Source organism: Streptomyces sp. A5-4 (assembly GCF_051131715.1).
Classification (GTDB): domain Bacteria; phylum Actinomycetota; class Actinomycetes; order Streptomycetales; family Streptomycetaceae; genus Streptomyces.
The window spans coordinates 5,998,272-6,013,398 of record NZ_CP178591.1; the positions used below are offsets into that span (position 1 = coordinate 5,998,272).

19 protein-coding genes and 1 pseudogene are annotated in these 15,127 nt (G+C 69.0%); 7 read left to right on the plus strand and 13 right to left on the minus strand.

Translation table 11 applies throughout. The annotated features are described in order from the left end of the window. Nucleotides 1-42: 42 nt before the first annotated feature. From ACLLJJ_RS28245 to ACLLJJ_RS28265, 5 genes are all read left to right on the plus strand, one after another. A complete protein-coding gene (locus tag ACLLJJ_RS28245) occupies nt 43-1,275 on the plus strand; it encodes an arylsulfotransferase family protein (RefSeq protein ID WP_434596569.1) in 1,233 nt (410 codons plus the stop codon). Beyond that, on the plus strand, nt 1,272-2,210 hold the full coding sequence (locus tag ACLLJJ_RS28250) for a glycosyltransferase family 2 protein (protein ID WP_267838887.1): 939 nt from the start codon (nt 1,272-1,274) through the stop codon (nt 2,208-2,210). The genes ACLLJJ_RS28245 and ACLLJJ_RS28250 overlap by 4 nt, the downstream gene beginning before the upstream one ends. Further along, a complete protein-coding gene (locus ACLLJJ_RS28255) occupies nt 2,197-2,973 on the plus strand; it encodes a class I SAM-dependent methyltransferase (RefSeq protein ID WP_434596571.1) in 777 nt (258 codons plus the stop codon). The genes ACLLJJ_RS28250 and ACLLJJ_RS28255 overlap by 14 nt, the downstream gene beginning before the upstream one ends. Next, the gene (locus tag ACLLJJ_RS28260) at nt 2,970-3,560 is read left to right on the plus strand and encodes an AAA family ATPase (protein ID WP_434596572.1); all 591 of its coding nucleotides are present in this window, start codon (nt 2,970-2,972) and stop codon (nt 3,558-3,560) included. The genes ACLLJJ_RS28255 and ACLLJJ_RS28260 overlap by 4 nt, the downstream gene beginning before the upstream one ends. A 204-nt stretch (nt 3,561-3,764) precedes the next feature. Continuing rightward, nucleotides 3,765-4,370 (plus strand): hypothetical protein, encoded by a 606-nt coding sequence (locus tag ACLLJJ_RS28265; RefSeq protein ID WP_434596573.1) that lies wholly within the window; start codon nt 3,765-3,767, stop codon nt 4,368-4,370. A gap of 123 nt (nt 4,371-4,493) precedes the next feature. On the opposite strand, the gene ACLLJJ_RS28270 is transcribed toward ACLLJJ_RS28265, so the two are convergent. The 3 genes and pseudogenes from ACLLJJ_RS28270 to ACLLJJ_RS28280 form a co-directional block, all read right to left on the minus strand. Further along, entirely contained in the window at nt 4,494-5,042 is a 549-nt protein-coding gene (locus ACLLJJ_RS28270; protein WP_267839007.1) for a GNAT family N-acetyltransferase, read from the minus strand. 115 nt (nt 5,043-5,157) lie between these two features. Beyond that, nucleotides 5,158-6,756 (minus strand): ISL3 family transposase, encoded by a 1,599-nt coding sequence (locus ACLLJJ_RS28275; RefSeq protein ID WP_434588078.1) that lies wholly within the window; start codon nt 6,754-6,756, stop codon nt 5,158-5,160. A gap of 110 nt (nt 6,757-6,866) precedes the next feature. Next, nucleotides 6,867-6,983: pseudogene (locus tag ACLLJJ_RS28280) on the minus strand (IS5/IS1182 family transposase); the annotation flags it as partial. 285 nt (nt 6,984-7,268) lie between these two features. On the opposite strand from ACLLJJ_RS28280, the gene ACLLJJ_RS28285 reads away from it, so the two are divergent. Further along, nucleotides 7,269-8,123 (plus strand): hypothetical protein, encoded by an 855-nt coding sequence (locus ACLLJJ_RS28285; RefSeq protein ID WP_324290102.1) that lies wholly within the window; start codon nt 7,269-7,271, stop codon nt 8,121-8,123. Here ACLLJJ_RS28285 and ACLLJJ_RS28290 read toward each other — a convergent pair. The 5 genes from ACLLJJ_RS28290 to ACLLJJ_RS28310 form a co-directional block, all read right to left on the minus strand. After that, complete coding sequence (locus tag ACLLJJ_RS28290; RefSeq protein WP_267838882.1) at nt 8,111-8,242, minus strand: hypothetical protein; 132 nt, start codon at nt 8,240-8,242, stop codon at nt 8,111-8,113. The two genes, ACLLJJ_RS28285 and ACLLJJ_RS28290, sit on opposite strands and share 13 nt — an antisense overlap. Nucleotides 8,243-8,298: 56 nt before the next feature. Beyond that, the gene (locus ACLLJJ_RS28295) at nt 8,299-9,075 is read right to left on the minus strand and encodes a class I SAM-dependent methyltransferase (RefSeq protein ID WP_434596577.1); all 777 of its coding nucleotides are present in this window, start codon (nt 9,073-9,075) and stop codon (nt 8,299-8,301) included. A 128-nt stretch (nt 9,076-9,203) separates the two neighbouring features. Continuing rightward, entirely contained in the window at nt 9,204-9,638 is a 435-nt protein-coding gene (locus ACLLJJ_RS28300; protein ID WP_434596579.1) for a hypothetical protein, read from the minus strand. Then, nucleotides 9,635-10,033, minus strand: coding sequence for a hypothetical protein (locus ACLLJJ_RS28305; RefSeq protein ID WP_267838879.1), 399 nt, complete (start codon nt 10,031-10,033; stop codon nt 9,635-9,637). The genes ACLLJJ_RS28300 and ACLLJJ_RS28305 overlap by 4 nt, the downstream gene beginning before the upstream one ends. A gap of 88 nt (nt 10,034-10,121) precedes the next feature. Further along, complete coding sequence (locus ACLLJJ_RS28310; RefSeq protein ID WP_434596581.1) at nt 10,122-10,817, minus strand: tetratricopeptide repeat protein; 696 nt, start codon at nt 10,815-10,817, stop codon at nt 10,122-10,124. Between the two features lie 284 nt (nt 10,818-11,101). Between ACLLJJ_RS28310 and ACLLJJ_RS28315 the strand changes: the two genes are divergently transcribed. Beyond that, entirely contained in the window at nt 11,102-11,959 is an 858-nt protein-coding gene (locus ACLLJJ_RS28315) for a GNAT family N-acetyltransferase (protein ID WP_434596585.1), read from the plus strand. A gap of 72 nt (nt 11,960-12,031) precedes the next feature. Here the strand turns inward: ACLLJJ_RS28315 and ACLLJJ_RS28320 are convergent, their stop codons facing one another. The 5 genes from ACLLJJ_RS28320 to ACLLJJ_RS28340 form a co-directional block, all read right to left on the minus strand. Then, nucleotides 12,032-12,166 carry a hypothetical protein gene (locus tag ACLLJJ_RS28320; protein WP_434596587.1) on the minus strand — a complete coding sequence of 45 codons (135 nt, stop codon included), beginning with the start codon at nt 12,164-12,166 and terminating at the stop codon, nt 12,032-12,034. Nucleotides 12,167-12,710: 544 nt separating this feature from the next. Beyond that, a complete protein-coding gene (locus ACLLJJ_RS28325; RefSeq protein WP_434596588.1) occupies nt 12,711-12,848 on the minus strand; it encodes a hypothetical protein in 138 nt (45 codons plus the stop codon). Further along, on the minus strand, nt 12,845-13,279 hold the full coding sequence (locus ACLLJJ_RS28330) for an endonuclease/exonuclease/phosphatase family protein (protein WP_267838874.1): 435 nt from the start codon (nt 13,277-13,279) through the stop codon (nt 12,845-12,847). Before ACLLJJ_RS28330 ends, ACLLJJ_RS28325 begins: the two co-directional genes overlap by 4 nt. Before the next feature lie 22 nt (nt 13,280-13,301). Then, complete coding sequence (locus ACLLJJ_RS28335; protein WP_434596590.1) at nt 13,302-14,330, minus strand: phosphotransferase enzyme family protein; 1,029 nt, start codon at nt 14,328-14,330, stop codon at nt 13,302-13,304. Between the two features lie 217 nt (nt 14,331-14,547). Continuing rightward, complete coding sequence (locus ACLLJJ_RS28340; protein ID WP_267838872.1) at nt 14,548-15,021, minus strand: hypothetical protein; 474 nt, start codon at nt 15,019-15,021, stop codon at nt 14,548-14,550. Between the last annotated feature and the right edge of the window lie 106 nt (nt 15,022-15,127).

Sequence of the window (15,127 nt, forward strand, 5' to 3'; positions counted from 1 at the left end):
GCCGTCCGGCACGCGCCCCGCAAGCGGACAAGGAGTCAGTAAGTGGCACAAGCGCCCCACGTCGACAGGATCGGGGAGTCAGACACGTACTTCCTGCTCTCCCCGTCGGCCTCCTACCCCCAGCCCTTCGCCTGCCTGATCGACCGCCGCGGCCACGTCACCCACGCCTGGTCCAGCGCGATCGACCAGCCCGCGCCGGAGACCGAACCGCCGACCTACCTGCGCGGCTGGAACCACGTCGAACTCGGCCCGGACGGCAGCCTCTACGCCACGGTGCCGCTGCATGCGTTGCTCAAGCTCCGCCCGGACTCCAGCCTCGAATGGCGGGCCGAGCTGCCCGTCCACCACGACCTCGACATCCACCCCAGCGGCGATATCTACGTCCTCACCGAAGAACCCCGCACCTTCCCTGGGCCGGGCGGCCCCCGCGTCCTGCTGGACAACACCATCACCATCCTCAGCAGCCACGGCGACATCCGCGCCACGCACTCGCTCTACGCCCTCCTCACCACCCACCCGGCCCTGAACACCCTGATCAGCAATGAAGCCGACCGCCGCGCCGCCGAGGCCGACCCGCCCGACCCCGCCGCATACCGCCTGGACGGCCGGCGCGGACGCAAGGTCTCGCGGCTGCTGCGGGATCTGCCGGGTTCGCCCTGCGACGTCCTGCACGCCAACACCGTCGAGATCCTCCGCGCCCACCCGAAGGGCCTGTGGGGCGAGGGCGACGTCCTGGTCTCCCTGCGCAACCTCGACCTGATCGCGGTGCTGGACCTGACCGCACACGCTGTGCGCTGGTTCTGGGGGCCGGGTGAGCTGTCCGGCCAGCACCAGCCCTCCGCCCGACCCGATGGCACCGTGCTCGTCTTCGACAACGGCCAGGCCCACGGACGCTCCCGCCTCCTGGAGATCGACCCGACCACCGACCAGGTCGTCTGGCAGTACACGGCGAACCCGCCCCAGAGCCTGTTCTGCGCGATGGCCGGCGGCTGCGAGGAACTGCCCGGCGGCACCATCCTGATCAGCGACGCCCAGGGCGGGCGCGGCATCGAGATCACCCGCGACGGCCGCACCACCTGGGCCGTGCGCATCAGCACGCTGAAGTCGCCCACCGCACGCACCTCCCGCGCCGAGTTCTACCGCATGGCCCCCGTCCCGGCCGCCACCGCCGCGCTCCTGGGCGACGGCGACAGCGCGGCCCGGGACATGGCCTGCTCCCGGGTGCGGTGCGAACTGCGCAAAGATCTCCCGCTCACCCTTCGGAGCACCCTGTGATCAGCGTGATCATCCCCACCGCCGACCGCCCCGGGCCACTGCACCGGGCCCTGCGCAGCCTGGCGCGCCAGACGTTCCGCGACTTCGAGGTCATCGTCGTCCGCGACGGCGGCCCACCGGTACGAACGGTCGTCGACAGCTGGAAGAACCATCTGCCCATCACCCTGATCGACACCGACCCGCGACGCGGCGTCAGCCACGCCCGCAACACCGCTCTGGCCGCCGCCCGCGGCGAGTACGTCGCCTTCCTCGACGATGACGACGTGTACCTCCCCGAGCACCTGGCCACAGCCCACCGCGCCCTGGAGGCCGGGCACGCCGACGTGGTGTACGGCGGAGCGCTCGTCAGCTCCCGCTGGATCGAGGCCGTCCCCCGCACCCCGCACGACCTCCCGCGCAAGGACTACCCCTTCGACGACGCGTTCCTCCTGGCCGCCAACTACATCCACACCGGATCCGTCGTCGCCCGCAACTTCGCGGCCACGACCGTGCGGTTCGACGAGCAGATGAACCACTGCGAGGACTGGGCCCTGTGGCTGGCACTCCGCCACACCCTCGGGTACCGGTTCGCCTTCCTTGGCGAGATCACCTCCGTCTACCACCAGGTTCCGCACCCCAGCGCCGTCTCCTCGGCGTACCTGGCCAGCCCCACCCCCTTCACCCGGGCCCGCGCCTGTCTGTACGAGACGTGGCCGTCCTCCGATCCGCTCGTGCGTACCTACCGGGACTGGTTCCGGCGCTTCGACGCCCGGCTCGACGCCCGCATCCGGCACGGCCGACCGATCCCGGCGCACATCTACGAGCACGCGGTGCGCGGTCTCCACCCCGGCTTCATAGCGGCCGCTCGGCCTGCCCCCGCGCTTCTCGACAGCCTTCTGCACACCACCGGCGCATCCGGCGGACCGCTCCTGGAGGCGGCCCATGCGGCCGGATGACCGCCCGGCGGCCTACGACGGCTTCGCGGACACCTTCGCCGCCGAAGCGGCCGACAGCGCCTACAACGCCCACTACGACCGGCCCACCATCCTCAGCCTCCTCGGCGACGTGCGCGACCAGCGCGTCCTGGACGCCGGCTGCGGGCCAGGCCTCTACCTGGCCGAGCTGATCGCACACGGCGCCCAGGTGAGCGGGTTCGACCAGAGCGCGGACATGGTCCGCCACGCCCGTACTCGTCTCGGCTCCGGCATCGACGTGCGTCAGCACGACCTCGACGACCCGCTCGACTGGATTCCCGACGAGGCAGTGGACCTCGTCCTCGCCACCCTGGTCATCCACTATGTCCGCGACCGCGTCACCGCTCTGCGCGAGCTCCACCGGATCCTGCGTCCCGAGGGGCGCCTCGTGTTGTCCACCAGCCACCCGACTGCCGACTGGCTCGCCGACGGCGGCAGCTACTTCGACGCCCGCCATGTCGAAGAGACCTGGACCGGCGGGATGCTGCACCGCTACTGGCGCCGGCCCCTGGAACGATGGGTAGGAGAGATCACCGAGGCAGGGTTCATCATCGAACGCCTGATGGAACACCGACCCACCCCGGCAATGGCCCAACACCACCCCCGCGAATACGCCAAACTGTCCCGCGAGCCCGGATTCATCGCCCTCCGGCTCGCGAAGAACGCCGTGCCCGATCCGTCCCCGTCCTCATGGGACGACGCCACGAAGGGGAACTCCATGCTGACCTGTGAGAACACGCGATGAGTACGCCGACCCTGGTGGTCGTGAGCGGCGGTCCCGGAACGGGCAAGACCACTCTCGCGCACGAGCTCGCCGGCGCGCTCGGATGTCCCGCGATCATCCGCGACGAGATCAAGCAGGGCATGGTCATGTCCCATCCGGGCTATCAGAGCGGCGGCGACGACCCCCTCAACTACCCGATCCTCGACGCCTTCTTCGGCGTGCTGAAGGTGCTCCTGCAGGCCGGAGTCACGGTGGTCGCCGAAGCCGCCTTCCAGGACCGGCTCTGGCGGCCGAACCTGGAGCCGCTCACCGGCCTCGCACACCTCCATGTCATCCGCTGCACCACCGCGGCCGACGTCGCCCACGACCGCATCGTCCAGCGCGCCAAAGACAACGCACACCGAGCCGCCCACGGCGACCAGGACCTGCTCGAAGCCATCGCCGCCGGAGAGCACTCCCTCGCATCCTTCGTGCCGATCTCCTTGGACGTTCCCACCCTGACCGTCGACACTTCGGACGGATACCAGCCAGAGTTGCCGGACATCGCCAGCTTCGTCCGGGCGTCTGATCACGACGGGGCGTCCCCCGAGCCGAAGGTGGGCGGCTGAACGCGGCGGGCGCCGATGCCGGCGGACCGGCACCGGCCGCACAGGTCGCCCGCTGGATCTTCCTGTTCCTTCTCCGCCTTCGTGGGCGGCTTCATAGGCTGGACCAGCCCGTGGACGACGCCTTGTCCACGTCCTGGACGCGAGAGAGGTTGCCCCCATGACACCCCCTGAGTCTCCGACGGCGGAGACGTCGCCCCAGGCCGTGTGGAATGCTGCCTGGTCTGGGCGGACCTGCTGATCGGCCTTCATGTGGAGGCGCTAGAGCAGTCCCGCCAGGGCCAACTCTTCAAGTTCTCCGAGGAGGAGACCGCCCTGTCCGTCGGCCTGGACCGACCCCTGGTGTCCTTCGTGATCGCGGCGGCCCTACACAAGCGGATCGTGCGGCTGGAATTGTCGTTCACCGATGCGATGTTCGTGCCGCTTGCCGCTCCGCAGGAAGAAGGCGTAACCGGCACGCTGCGCCGCTCGGCGTACAACGCGCTCGATCTCAGCCCTGAACTTGAAGACCAAGGGGGTTCCTCGCGCGCGCTGCTGATCCGACACGCTCTCTCGTCTCACCCCGATGACCGACTGCTGTGGGACCGGGTCCGAACGGCTGCCCTCGACGTTGTGGACAGCGTCGCAAGACGTACTCATGCGCGGCACACTGGAACCCGCCATCCCGACGCTCGAGCTGACGGCCCGTACTGGGAGCGCGGCAGGACGATCGGGGGGGAGTCCCGCGGCTGGTGGCAGGCAGCCGAGCGGATCCGGGCTGCGTTGCGCTTGTCCCTGGCCGTCGGGAGTTATGAAAGGTCAGGTGCACGGTAGGCGCGATGCCAGTGGTGCTCCCGGGGCTGAGCTGCCCTCGGCCTTAGAAGTCGTCTCGTTGGTGCTGAAGCGACTGGAGATGAGCTCGGTCGGTTTCAGGTATTCAGGGGCGGACAGCGCCGTTCAGTGACGCTGTGGGCGGTTCAACCGCCAGACCACGTCGGTCCCGCTGTCTGAGGGGGCTGCGGGCGGTGTTACCTGCTCACGTCGGACTTCGGTGAAGCCCAGCCGGGGCGGTATGGCGCCGCTGGAGATGTTGGCCAGGTCGTGCGTGATTTCCAGGTACTCCACGTCCGGCAGGGCGAATGCCTCGGTCACCATCGCCGCCGCCGCTCTTGTGGCGATGCCCTGGCCGGTGGCGTCGGGGTGCAGCCAGTACCCCATGATCCGGCCCTGCGGTTCGGCGCCGCGGTAGGTCGAGCACATGCCGATCAGCGTGCCGCCCCTGGTGATGGCGTAGTTGTACGCGTCACCGCTTTCCCACTTCGAGTCGGACATCGCGAGGAAGTTGCGAGTGCTCTCCTCGCTGTGACGGGCGACCCACGGCATCCACGGTCGCAGGTGGTCCAGAGACTCCTCGATCAGCTTGAACGCCGGATCGAAGTCGCTCTGTCCCCTCCAGCGCCGCAGGGTGAAGTCTCCGCACTCGATGGTCTGCCTCGGCCGCTCCATAGCGGCCATTATTGTCTCGCGGAGCGATGCACCGCAATGAGATATCGGAGCACCGGTATACCGCTGTGGACGATCACGTAATTCGGCTCTGTCGCTGATCTTGTGACGGGGTGGGTCAGGGTGTGAGGAGCACCCGCTTGCGGAGGAAGTCGAGGTTGGCTCGTCCGTATCCTTGCCTTTTGAGGAATTTCACTCGTGTGACCTGGCCTTCGACCTGGCCTGAGCTCCAGGGGGTGGACAGGCCGGCGGTGACGGCGTCCTGGTCCCGGCGCAGGCCGTTGACCAGGGAGTGCAGGGCGGGCAGGTTGTCGGCGAGGACGCGTTCCATCCAGGCTGGCAGCTGGTCGCCGCGCAAGTCGCTCATCATGGCGGCGAAGTCGCGGACATGGTCGGTGACGGCGTCGAGTTCGGGGCAGTCGGCCCGGATCTCTTTGAGGTCGGCGGCGTCCACGGCTGCCAGGTTTCCGGGGGCGGTCATGATCCAGCGGACGATGCGGCGGGGCCGCGGAGCTGGACGGGGCACTGGCGGCGCGGTGGTGGAGGTCTTGAACGGGCGGAGGTAGCGGCGGACGGTCTGGATGCTTCCGGTGAACCCCCGGGCGACGATTTCCTGGTGGAGCTGGGCACTGTCGCGACAGCCCTCGTTCCATCGCTGGTGGAGGTAGGGCGTGTGCTCGTCCAGGAGGGTGGACCGGTTTGTCGCCTTGACCAGCAGTTCGTCGATGCTGGTGGCCCGGGCGAAGCGGCGCACGGTTTTGCGGCTCAGCCGCAGTGTCCGGCAGATCCCCTCCAGCGTGCTGCCGCCGTCCAGGAGTTCCCGCACTGCGGTGTAGCGTTCCCTGGTCCGGGTCACCAGACGGCGTTCGCGTCCGCAGACATCGAGCATCGCGTCAACCGGGGGCGGCGTCTGCCAGATGTCGTCGCTGGGCGGCGGCTTGGCCGGTACGGTGTTCTCGAACGCGGCCCGGGCGCAGGCGTGGTGGGCGGATACGGTCTTCTCCACCGCCTCGCCGAGGTTGTGCCACAAATGCCAGGCGTCTGCGACCTGGACCGCCTGCGGGGCGCCGCTGCGGGTGCCCTCGGCATACGCTCCGGCCCTGTCCCGGCACACGATCTCTATTTCCGGGTGGTTGCTCAGCCATGCGGCCAGTGGCTCGGCCTCACGGCCGGGCAGCACGTCGACCGGGCGCCGGGTCTCCAGGTCCACCAAGATCGTGGCGTACGTCGCACCCCTGCGGAGCGCGAAATCGTCGACACCGAGCACACGGATCTCTCCGACAGGCTCTTCCGGCACCGCACGGACCAGACGTAACAGAGTGTCCTTGGCGACGTCCAAGCCCAATACCCCGGCCAGGCGGGCCCCCGCGCGGCCGGCCAGCGCGAGAGCGATCGAGGTCAACTGGCCGCGCAGCAGCGGCGTATAGCGGGCATGCGGGCTGGTCAGCCCCGCGATCTGCTCAGCGAACGTCACCGCCCGGCACCCGGGGTTCAGGCACTTGAACCGCCGCACCAGCAACTCGATCACCACCCCGGCGCCGCTGGCCGCCGCGTCCGCGAGCCGCCGTACGTACCGTCCGTGCACCCGGCCCGACGCGCTACCGCAGTGCGGACACACCCCGCCCGACGACCGAGCACGCGCATGCATCGAGACCACACCGGACAACGACCGCTCGACCACCTCGACCACAACACCGGCCAGATGAGGGAACAACACCCCGAAACTCCGTGAAGTACACCTGGCTCATGATCACAGCCGCCACTGACACCACCCGCCCCGTCACAAGATCAGCGACAGAACCGAATTTCGTGATCGCTCACAACCGCCTACCTGGCAAGACGGCGGTAGCAGATGAGAGCGGCGGCGATGCCGGCGAAAGCCAGGAAGTGCGGGGCTTTGCGCTCATAGCGGCGGTGCAGACGGCGGCAGCCCGCCAGCCACGTCGCCAGCGTGGAGGTCGACAACGCCGATGCGGGTGAAGCCCACTTTGGCGAGGACGCGGCCGGAAGCAGCGTTGTCGGGGTGGTGCTTGGCTTCCAGCCATGCCACCGTGGGCAAGGCTTCGGATCTTCATGGCCTGCTCAACGCGACTGGCCGGTCCGGGTTGCGTACCCCGGGTCGTCACCCGAACCGGGGAGCGATACCGCCCCGCCCTCCTGGCGGGTCGAACGGTGGGGTGTGTCCGGATCGTCTGCCTGAGACAGGGATGGCTCGCTACCCTCGCCTCTATGACTCTGGCTGCGGCTCGCGTAGTGGATCTGCGTATGGAACCGGTCGATGTGGTGCTGGACCGGGTGGAGCAGGGGCTGGGGCTGCGCCTGGACCGGGCCACGGTGATCCGTAAACGCCGGTCGCTGGGCGGCCGGACCGATCGGGGTACGTGGGTGCGGATCGAGCGGCGGGGGTTCGAGCGGATCGGCGTCCAGGGGTGGAACGGGGCTGAGGCCGCCGCTGTCCTTGACGGTGTGGTGATGCCGCAGTGGTACCGGGGGCTGGCCTGGCGGGACGAGAGTGAGCCGGCGATGTGGCGGGCGGATGAGCTGGAGCTGATCAGCGCCCCGCCTATCGGGAAGGGTGCCCTCGTCCCCAGGGACCCTGAGTTGCCCGAGAGGTGGTGGGCCGCGCTGAACACCTCCCTCGACGCGCTCGCCGCCCACCGCACCCCGCGCGTCGCCACCCCGGATACCGAGCTGATGACGCAGGGACTGGTGACGGCGAAGCTGGGCGAGGTCTTCCCCGAGGTCGAGGACACCCTGGTCGGGCAGTGGGCTGCGGCGCACGCGGATCTGACGTGGGCGAACGTGATGGGCCCGGAGTTCTCCATCATCGACTGGGAGGACTGGGGCATGGCCCCGTGCGGTCTGGACGCAGCAACGTTGTGGGGCAACGCCCTTGCCGTCCCGGAACTCGCGGACCGGGTCCACCGCGAGCGGCGGGCGGATCTGGAGAGCCGGGACGGCAAGCTGATGGCGCTGTTCTTCCTGTCGAAGATCGTCGGCCCTCACGCCTACGAGGACGATCCCCTGCTGGTGCCGGCGAGGAAGGAAGCCGCGCGGCTGGTGGCCGAGCTTCAGGCGGCCTGACGCGTCCGCAGGACGTCGCGGTATTCCCGGACCACCTGGTCGCCGACTTCGTACGCGAGGGCCTCGGTCAGCTCCCGCGGATGTCCGGGGTTGTCGGTGCCGACCCGCCACACCCCCACCCTGACCCACCCAGAAGGTTCCCTCGGGCATCAGCTGACGGCCAAGGCCGTGGAGGTCACGCCCGGATGGCGGTGGTGCACTCGATGTGCCGGACCTCGCGGAAGACCCCGGACGGTTCGAACTCGGCCAGGGCCGCCCGCAAATCCTTCTCGTACGCGCCCCTCCGGGCGCCGAGGACGGCAGGGCTGGTGTAGGAGAAGGAGAATTGCATGCCTACCAGGTCGTCCACCGTGAATTCCAGGGGCTGCTCGAAGGTCGTCGTGGAGAACTTGGAGAAGGTGGAGGCGGACAAGTACTGGTCGAGGGCATCTGCTGGATGTGTGGCAGGCCCATAGGTCTGCCGGTAACCGGGGCCAAGGTGGTTGGTACCGACTCGCTCGATGACCTCGAGCCAGGTCGGCCGCTCGTACAGAGCAGCCCCGGAGACGAACGCGAGACCGCCTGCCGGTGCGATGATGTGGTCGAGGTCGGCGAGGACCTTTCGCTGGTCCATCCAGTGGATGGCCTTGCCCATGGTGCACAGCGCGATCGTCGGCAGCCCCATACGGTTCAGCATGGTCGAGTCCCCGGCCCGCCAGGCGATGTTCGCCGCGCCCTGCTCGTGGGCGAGACGGATGCCTTCGGCGAGCATCGCCGGTTCGGGGTCCACGGCGTGTACGACGGCCACGTGCGCAGCCAGGGGCAGCGCGATGGTTCCCGGCCCGCATCCGAGGTCGAGCATGTGCTGGCTTCCATTGAGGCCGAACTGCGTTCGCAAGTGTTGGTAGAGGGCGTCCGGGTAGCCGGGCCGGAATAGGGCGTAGTAGGGGGCGGCGGATGCGAACGTGCCCATGGGTGTGATCCTCTCGCAGTTCTGTTCGGTCTCGAGCGGGGCGGCATCGCCGAATTGGGCCTCTCGGCAAAGCCCTGCGCGATCAGGGCGAGGTGGCGGTACGAGTCCCGGCCCTTGCCAGGGGTGTCTCAGACCGGCTGCCCGTTGTGTTCCACCGGGATTGCGCTGCCCCGGTGGACCATGGGGATGCGGTCAACTGCGGGAGCCTGAACTTGGATCACCAGGTAGGTACTCAGGGCTTCTGGTAGGCGCGCGGCCACCCACCGGTGCACCCAGCCGGCGAGCCACTGGCTGTCTGCGCGAGGATCGAACTCCCCGCCGTCCAGGTACCCCAGCTCTTCCATGTGAAGCGGTCCACCGGGTCTGACGAGTTCGGCGGCGGCCACTCGCAGCTGGTCGGCTGCGTCAGCGGTGACGAGGCCGGCCGGTGCGGTCAATTCCATGGTGATCCGATAGTCGTGCCCGTGATACTTGTTGCAGGGGTGCCAGGTGGGGAGTATGGGCAGGGAATGGTAAGCGGCGACGTCCACTTGGTGGCTGAAGGCCAGGGTGCCGGTCCTCATGCTTCTGCTCCCGTAGCCGCGTCCAAGTCTGCCGAAGTCGTTGCTTCACGGGTCTGCTTCAGGTCTTCCACGATGCGCTCGCCGGCGCCGTCGCCGTGATCCCGGTCGTAGCGGCCTGTGTCCAGTGCGGAGCCGGTGATCGAGACGTACAGAGGGCGGCCCTGAAGGTAATTGATGAATAGGTTGCCGAAGATGTCGGCATACGGCACGTCCGAGGGCGGCGCCTGCCGCACAGAGATCGTCGGCACCTCATCGAGCAGCCGCCGCGCCTCGTCGACATTCAGCTGCCTAGCACTGCCATCGGCCGCCACGCCCAGCCCGACTGGCCGGGCGTGGTTGTACAGGGCGGCAACAACGGCGGCAGGTTCGAGTCCCGTTATGTCGATGGTGGCCATGGGGGGAGTCTGCCACTGGACTGGCGCACAGACTTCGGGTTCGATCAGTTCGGCCGACACCGGACGATGACCGAACGCGGGCGGACGCTCAGGCGGCGATCGTCTCGTGGGCCTTGCGTAGCCGCGCCGTGCAGGGGGCGTGCAGCCCCAGGGCTCGCTCGCCAGCAGCCAGGCCTTCCTCCGCCAAGGCCAGGGCCTCGGTCGTGCGGCCGGCGGCGTGCAGGGTGAGCGCGAGATCGGAACGCAGGAGCAGGGTGTGCGGATGATCAGGGCCCAGCTGCTCCACGCGCATGACGAGCGTCTCGCGGGCCACGTCTTCGGCCTCCTCGTACCGGCCGCTCTTGCGGAGGGCGACGACGAGGAGGTTGCGGGCGGAGGCGGCGTGGGTGGAACCCTCCAGGGCCATGACGACGGCACGGGCCGCCGTGTCCGCGTGCGGGATGCCCGAGGACACCGTCACCCAGGCGCTCGCCAGCAGGGCCCCGGGGGTGACGTCGTGGCCGACTCCGAGCGCGCTCTGGCCGAGGCGGAATGCCTCGCGGGCCAGGGCTTCCGCCTCGATCCAGCGGCCCTGCTCGCCGATGGCCTCGGCCAGGCGCGCCAGCGTGTCGATGGTCTCCGGCGCGCTCGAGCCGAACGCCTTGCCCCGGCCCGTCAGAGCCCTGCGCAGGTGGTACTCGCCCTCGGCGTACCGTTCGAGGCCGTACAGCGTCAGCGCGAACCCGTGCAGCACCCGGCAGATGTCTTCATCGGTGTCCGCGACTGCGGCGAGCGCGGTGACCACGCTGTCGTACAGCCGTTCTGACTCGCCGAACTGGCCCAGGTGTCATGCTTGTTCGGCCTGCGCAAGGGTCTCTTCCAGAGGCGGTGTGAGCATCATCTGCGGTTGCTTCTGCCTGCCGGTGAGACTTCAGTTCCCGCGGCCGAGGGGGAGTACAGCGATCGGTGTCCAGGAGATCTCCCAGGCGCTGTGGCCGTCGGCGGGGGAGCCTTCTTGGCGGCGGACGTCTTCGCGCCTCTCAGTGGAAAACCTCGCGCGCATGCCGACGGCACGCGGGATTGTGAGGCATGAATCCGGATGACTGGTACCTCACCGAAAATCTCGACGACTTTCTCGCTCGCGCCGGAGACTTCCTGCATTCGCGTCCCGTCCTGCACACCGTCCCGCTGACGGTGACCGAGGCACTGAGTACACGCGGGGCGGACGCGTACGGCACCGACGCCCCCATCTTCGGCCTGCTGGAGCGAGCGGGCGAGGTCCGTGCGACCTTCTTCCGTACCCCGCCGCGCCGGCTGACCCTCACCCCCCTCACCCCCCAAGAGGCCGACAGCCTCGCCGCCCACCTGGCCGACCTCGGCCACCGCCTCCCCGGCGTCAACGCGGATCACGACACCGCCACATCCTTCGCCGAGGCTTGGCAGCGGCACACGGGCGCAATAACGACGCTGCACGAGCGGGAGCGCTTGTACCGCCTGGGCACGCTCACGCCGCCGGAGCCGTTCCCTGAGGGCCGGGGGCGAGTGGCGGGCGAGCAGGACCGCGAGCAACTCATGCTCTGGCATCGCGAGTTCGTCACCGACATCGGAGGAACCCCTTCTGTGGACAACAGCAGCTCGTGGGCGGACACGCGCATCGCCCACGGACGCGTCACGCTCTGGGAGACCCCGGCCGGCACCCCCGTGTCCATGGCGGGCAGGACCCCCATGGTCGCGGGCCAGATCCGGGTGGCCCCCGTCTATACCCCGGCCCACCTGCGCGGCCGCGGTTACGCGGGCGCCGCGACAGTCGAGGTGAGTCGGGCCGCTCTAGCCGCGGGCGCGGCGGAGGTCCTGCTGTTTGCGGACTTGGCCAACCCCACCAGTAACGGCCTCTATCAGCGGATTGGGTACCGCCCGATTGCTGACTTCGCGCTGTACGACTTCTAGCGTGCCGCGCCGGGGGTCTGGCGAAGAACTCCTGAGGGCCCCGGTGGCGGGCAGCGCTGGGAGTGAACCGTTTCACCGGCCCGCTCCGCTGTCGCCGGCGCCGCGGTCGGACGCCGTGGCGAGCGGGATCGTGGAGATCGTGGTCCAGGAGTACCGGGTGCGCCATTCCTGCTGTTGGTCGACGAGCGAGACCTGGGCAACGGTCATCCGGGCACGCTTGGGTCTCACGTCCTTGACCAGGGTTCTGCGGAAGTCCTCGTCCTGCCAACGGCAGTTCGAGTACGCGAGCGATATGTGAGGCCACGGCCGCTGCGGCCGGGATCCGAGGGCGCCGGCGCCGAGGACGCCCTCGGTGGCGTCGCGCAGCGCCCCATACAGGTTGGAGAGTGCTTCCTCGGGGTAGAGGGAGGCGACGAGGCCGTTGTGGATGGTCTGGGCGGGCCGACCTCGATATCGAAAGCTTCCATTCCGCCGACAGCGGCATGGGCGGCGTCGGTGAGCGCCAGGGCCTGTTCGGGTGTGACGGGGCCGATGGACTGGAGGGTGGCGTGCAGCCATTCGACCGGCACGGGCGTCAGCTGCGGATAGTCGTCGAGCAGTGGCCGGTGGTCGCGTACGAAGCGGTGGACGTCGTCCTGCCCTTCGAAGGTCAGGTGCCAGTGGGCGCGGTGCGCACCGTCCGGCCAGTGGTGGGTCTCCCAGAAGTCGTGCACAGACGTTTCTCCTTGCCTCTGGGGCGGTGGGCTGGGGTTCAGCGGTACGTCCAGGGATGGTCGGTGTTGATCAGGTCGGTGTCGAGGGTGATCGCCACGCCGTGGTGATCACTCGCGCCCGACGGTGCGTCGAGCAGACGGTAGGAGATGAGGGCGGGGACCAGGGGGACGCTCACCCAGATCTGGTCGATCCGGTCATCCGTGCCCGTGGGGCGCAGCAGCGTCTCGTCGCCCGTGCGCTGGTAATGAAGTGCACCGGGGTGACGGTCAGCGGAATGGGCAGGCCGGGTATGTCGAAGCCGGCGGTGCCGAGGCCGTGGTGGGTTTCATCGGCCGCGTAGTCGGTGTTCCAGTAGACACGTCGGCTCACGGTCGCGCGGCGGTAGAGGACGCCGGTGCCCAGTCCGCTTCGGGACGGGGCGAGCAGGGCTTCCATGTCGAGGTCCTGCTCGGCGCGTACGGTCTGGCGGTGGCCCGCGGAGCTCCAGCCCTGCAGCTCCTGCAACAGCGCGATATCGGGCCGAGCCGCCGAGATCCGTTCGGAGAGAAGAGGCCATCGGGCGTGGCCGCCTTCGCAGGTGTTCTGTATCAGGACGGTGAGCAGCATCGGAGGGCCTCCGGGCGTCTGGTCATGAGGGTCCGGCCAGTGCGTCTTCGAGATCCGCCAGGCCCTCGATCAGCCGCCGGATGCTTGTCTGCCGCTCCGACCAGTACCGTCGCAGGTCCGCCTCGGCTTCGTCCGGGAGGTCGTACTCGAGGATGGTGGCGCCGTAGAAGCTGAATAGCATGTACAGCAGCGCGATCCGCGCGCAATGCCGAATTTCGGCAACCGGCATTGTCGGGTTCTCGGACCGGTAGGCGGCTGCCATCGCCAGCACGCAGTCGGCCCACTGGTCGGAGTTGGCGAGGGTGCGCGGGTCGCACGCCGCCCGCCCGAGCTCCCAGGCGGGTACCGCTCTGGCGGCTCGGAAGTCGATGACGCCGGTGACGACGTCGGCTTGGACGAGCAGGTTCGTGCGGCTGAAATCGGCGTGCAGGGCCTGCTCGACGAGGTCCCCGGGCAGGTGGGCCCTCAGCTGGCCGACCTGGGTGTGCAGGTCCTCGCGCCGCTGGGCGATCTGGTCCCGGAGCTGGTCGAGGTTGTCGGCCTGCTGGAGGTGGGCGGTGTCCAGGACCGTGTCGCACTTGGACAGGGCATCTTCGACGGACCCCGTGCGCCATCGGACTTGCTGGCGGCGGCGGGGGAGAGGATAGGCGGCCAGGACCCGGTGCATCCGGCCCAGGACCATGCCGGTGTGCTCCGCGAGTGCCACCGTCATCGCGGAGGTCGCGACCTTCCCAGGAGCCTCCTCGACCACGGCCCATGGGCTGCCGTCGGCCATGCTGAGCAGATTGCCGTCTCGGTCGGGCCATACCCGCGGTACCGGCAGCCGAGCGGCCCGGCAGAACTCCGACATGTCCCATGCCGCACGGACCGCTTCCAGATCGGCCGTCGCCGGGTACTCCTTGACGTAGAACCGCTGCCCACAGGACGTCACCACGCGCCAGTTGACGGTGTCGGTGCCCATCGGTACTTGCTCGACGGACTCGGCCTCGATGCCGTACCGGTCGGCCAGCACCTCTGCCGTCATCTCGTCCTCCCAGTTCATTTCCCCCATGACGGTCACCGCCTCCTGGACGGCGAGTGCATGCGGCGCTGGTTGTAGTGTGCCCGGAGGTCTTCGATCCTCGCGGGGATGTCGGTCATGCCGGTACGCCCTTCAGGTTGGCCAGCCGCCACCCAGGTTGATCACGTTGGGTGATGTGGGGAGTGCGTAGTGTTGTCTTGCTGTGCGGGTGTAGCTTGCCAGCGGTCACAGCGCCGCCGGAGGCCGGTCATGCGACGTGGCGCCCACCGGTTCCGTTGGATGCGTTAAGCACCCCGAACTGCCAGCCGAGCATTATCAGATGCGGGTCGTGCTCGGCCCCCCAACGCCTGCGGAGCGCCCGGATCCTCTTCTTCATCGCGTCGTGAGACAGGCCGACGTGCTGTGCGATCTCGGCGTACGTGCCGTCCAGGGCGAGGGACCAGAGGATCTTGGTCTCGGTGTCGTCAACGCCGCCGGGCGGTGGCCCCGTCTGTTCTGGTCGGGGCAGCTGTTCGGTGACGTAGCAGGCGTGGAGCAGGGCGTGGCGGTGCCGTACACCGGCCCGCCGGTTGCCGTGCGACATCTGGATCGCGATGGTGCCCTCGGACAGGCCCAGTTCAGCCGCCGCCTTGGCGGTGCTCATGCCCTGGGCGAGCTTTCCGGCGATCTTCACCTGCGCGGGGGTCGGATGAGAGGCGGCCGTGGCGGGCCGTGTGGACATGGGACTGGCCTTCCGTAGCGGTGGTGGTGGCTCGGCATGCTGGTTGGGCAGGCCCCGGCCGAGGGGGGAACTCTCCCGGCCGGGGCCTGGTCTCGGTGGCGCGCGG

Bases quoted from the DNA above. Each gene is read 5' to 3' on its own strand.
- ACLLJJ_RS28255 (WP_434596571.1), top strand. From the start codon at position 2,197: ATGCGGCCGGATGACCGCCCGGCGGCCTACGACGGCTTCGCGGACACC.
- ACLLJJ_RS28260 (WP_434596572.1), top strand. From the start codon at position 2,970: ATGAGTACGCCGACCCTGGTGGTCGTGAGCGGCGGTCCCGGAACGGGC.
- ACLLJJ_RS28270 (WP_267839007.1), bottom strand. From the start codon at position 5,042: ATGGAGCGGCCGAGGCAGACCATCGAGTGCGGAGACTTCACCCTGCGG.
- ACLLJJ_RS28285 (WP_324290102.1), top strand. From the start codon at position 7,269: ATGACTCTGGCTGCGGCTCGCGTAGTGGATCTGCGTATGGAACCGGTC.
- ACLLJJ_RS28295 (WP_434596577.1), bottom strand. From the start codon at position 9,075: ATGGGCACGTTCGCATCCGCCGCCCCCTACTACGCCCTATTCCGGCCC.
- ACLLJJ_RS28300 (WP_434596579.1), bottom strand. From the start codon at position 9,638: ATGAGGACCGGCACCCTGGCCTTCAGCCACCAAGTGGACGTCGCCGCT.
- ACLLJJ_RS28305 (WP_267838879.1), bottom strand. From the start codon at position 10,033: ATGGCCACCATCGACATAACGGGACTCGAACCTGCCGCCGTTGTTGCC.
- ACLLJJ_RS28315 (WP_434596585.1), top strand. From the start codon at position 11,102: ATGAATCCGGATGACTGGTACCTCACCGAAAATCTCGACGACTTTCTC.
- ACLLJJ_RS28320 (WP_434596587.1), bottom strand. From the start codon at position 12,166: ATGACCGTTGCCCAGGTCTCGCTCGTCGACCAACAGCAGGAATGGCGC.
- ACLLJJ_RS28330 (WP_267838874.1), bottom strand. From the start codon at position 13,279: ATGCTGCTCACCGTCCTGATACAGAACACCTGCGAAGGCGGCCACGCC.
- ACLLJJ_RS28335 (WP_434596590.1), bottom strand. From the start codon at position 14,330: ATGGGGGAAATGAACTGGGAGGACGAGATGACGGCAGAGGTGCTGGCC.
- ACLLJJ_RS28340 (WP_267838872.1), bottom strand. From the start codon at position 15,021: ATGTCCACACGGCCCGCCACGGCCGCCTCTCATCCGACCCCCGCGCAG.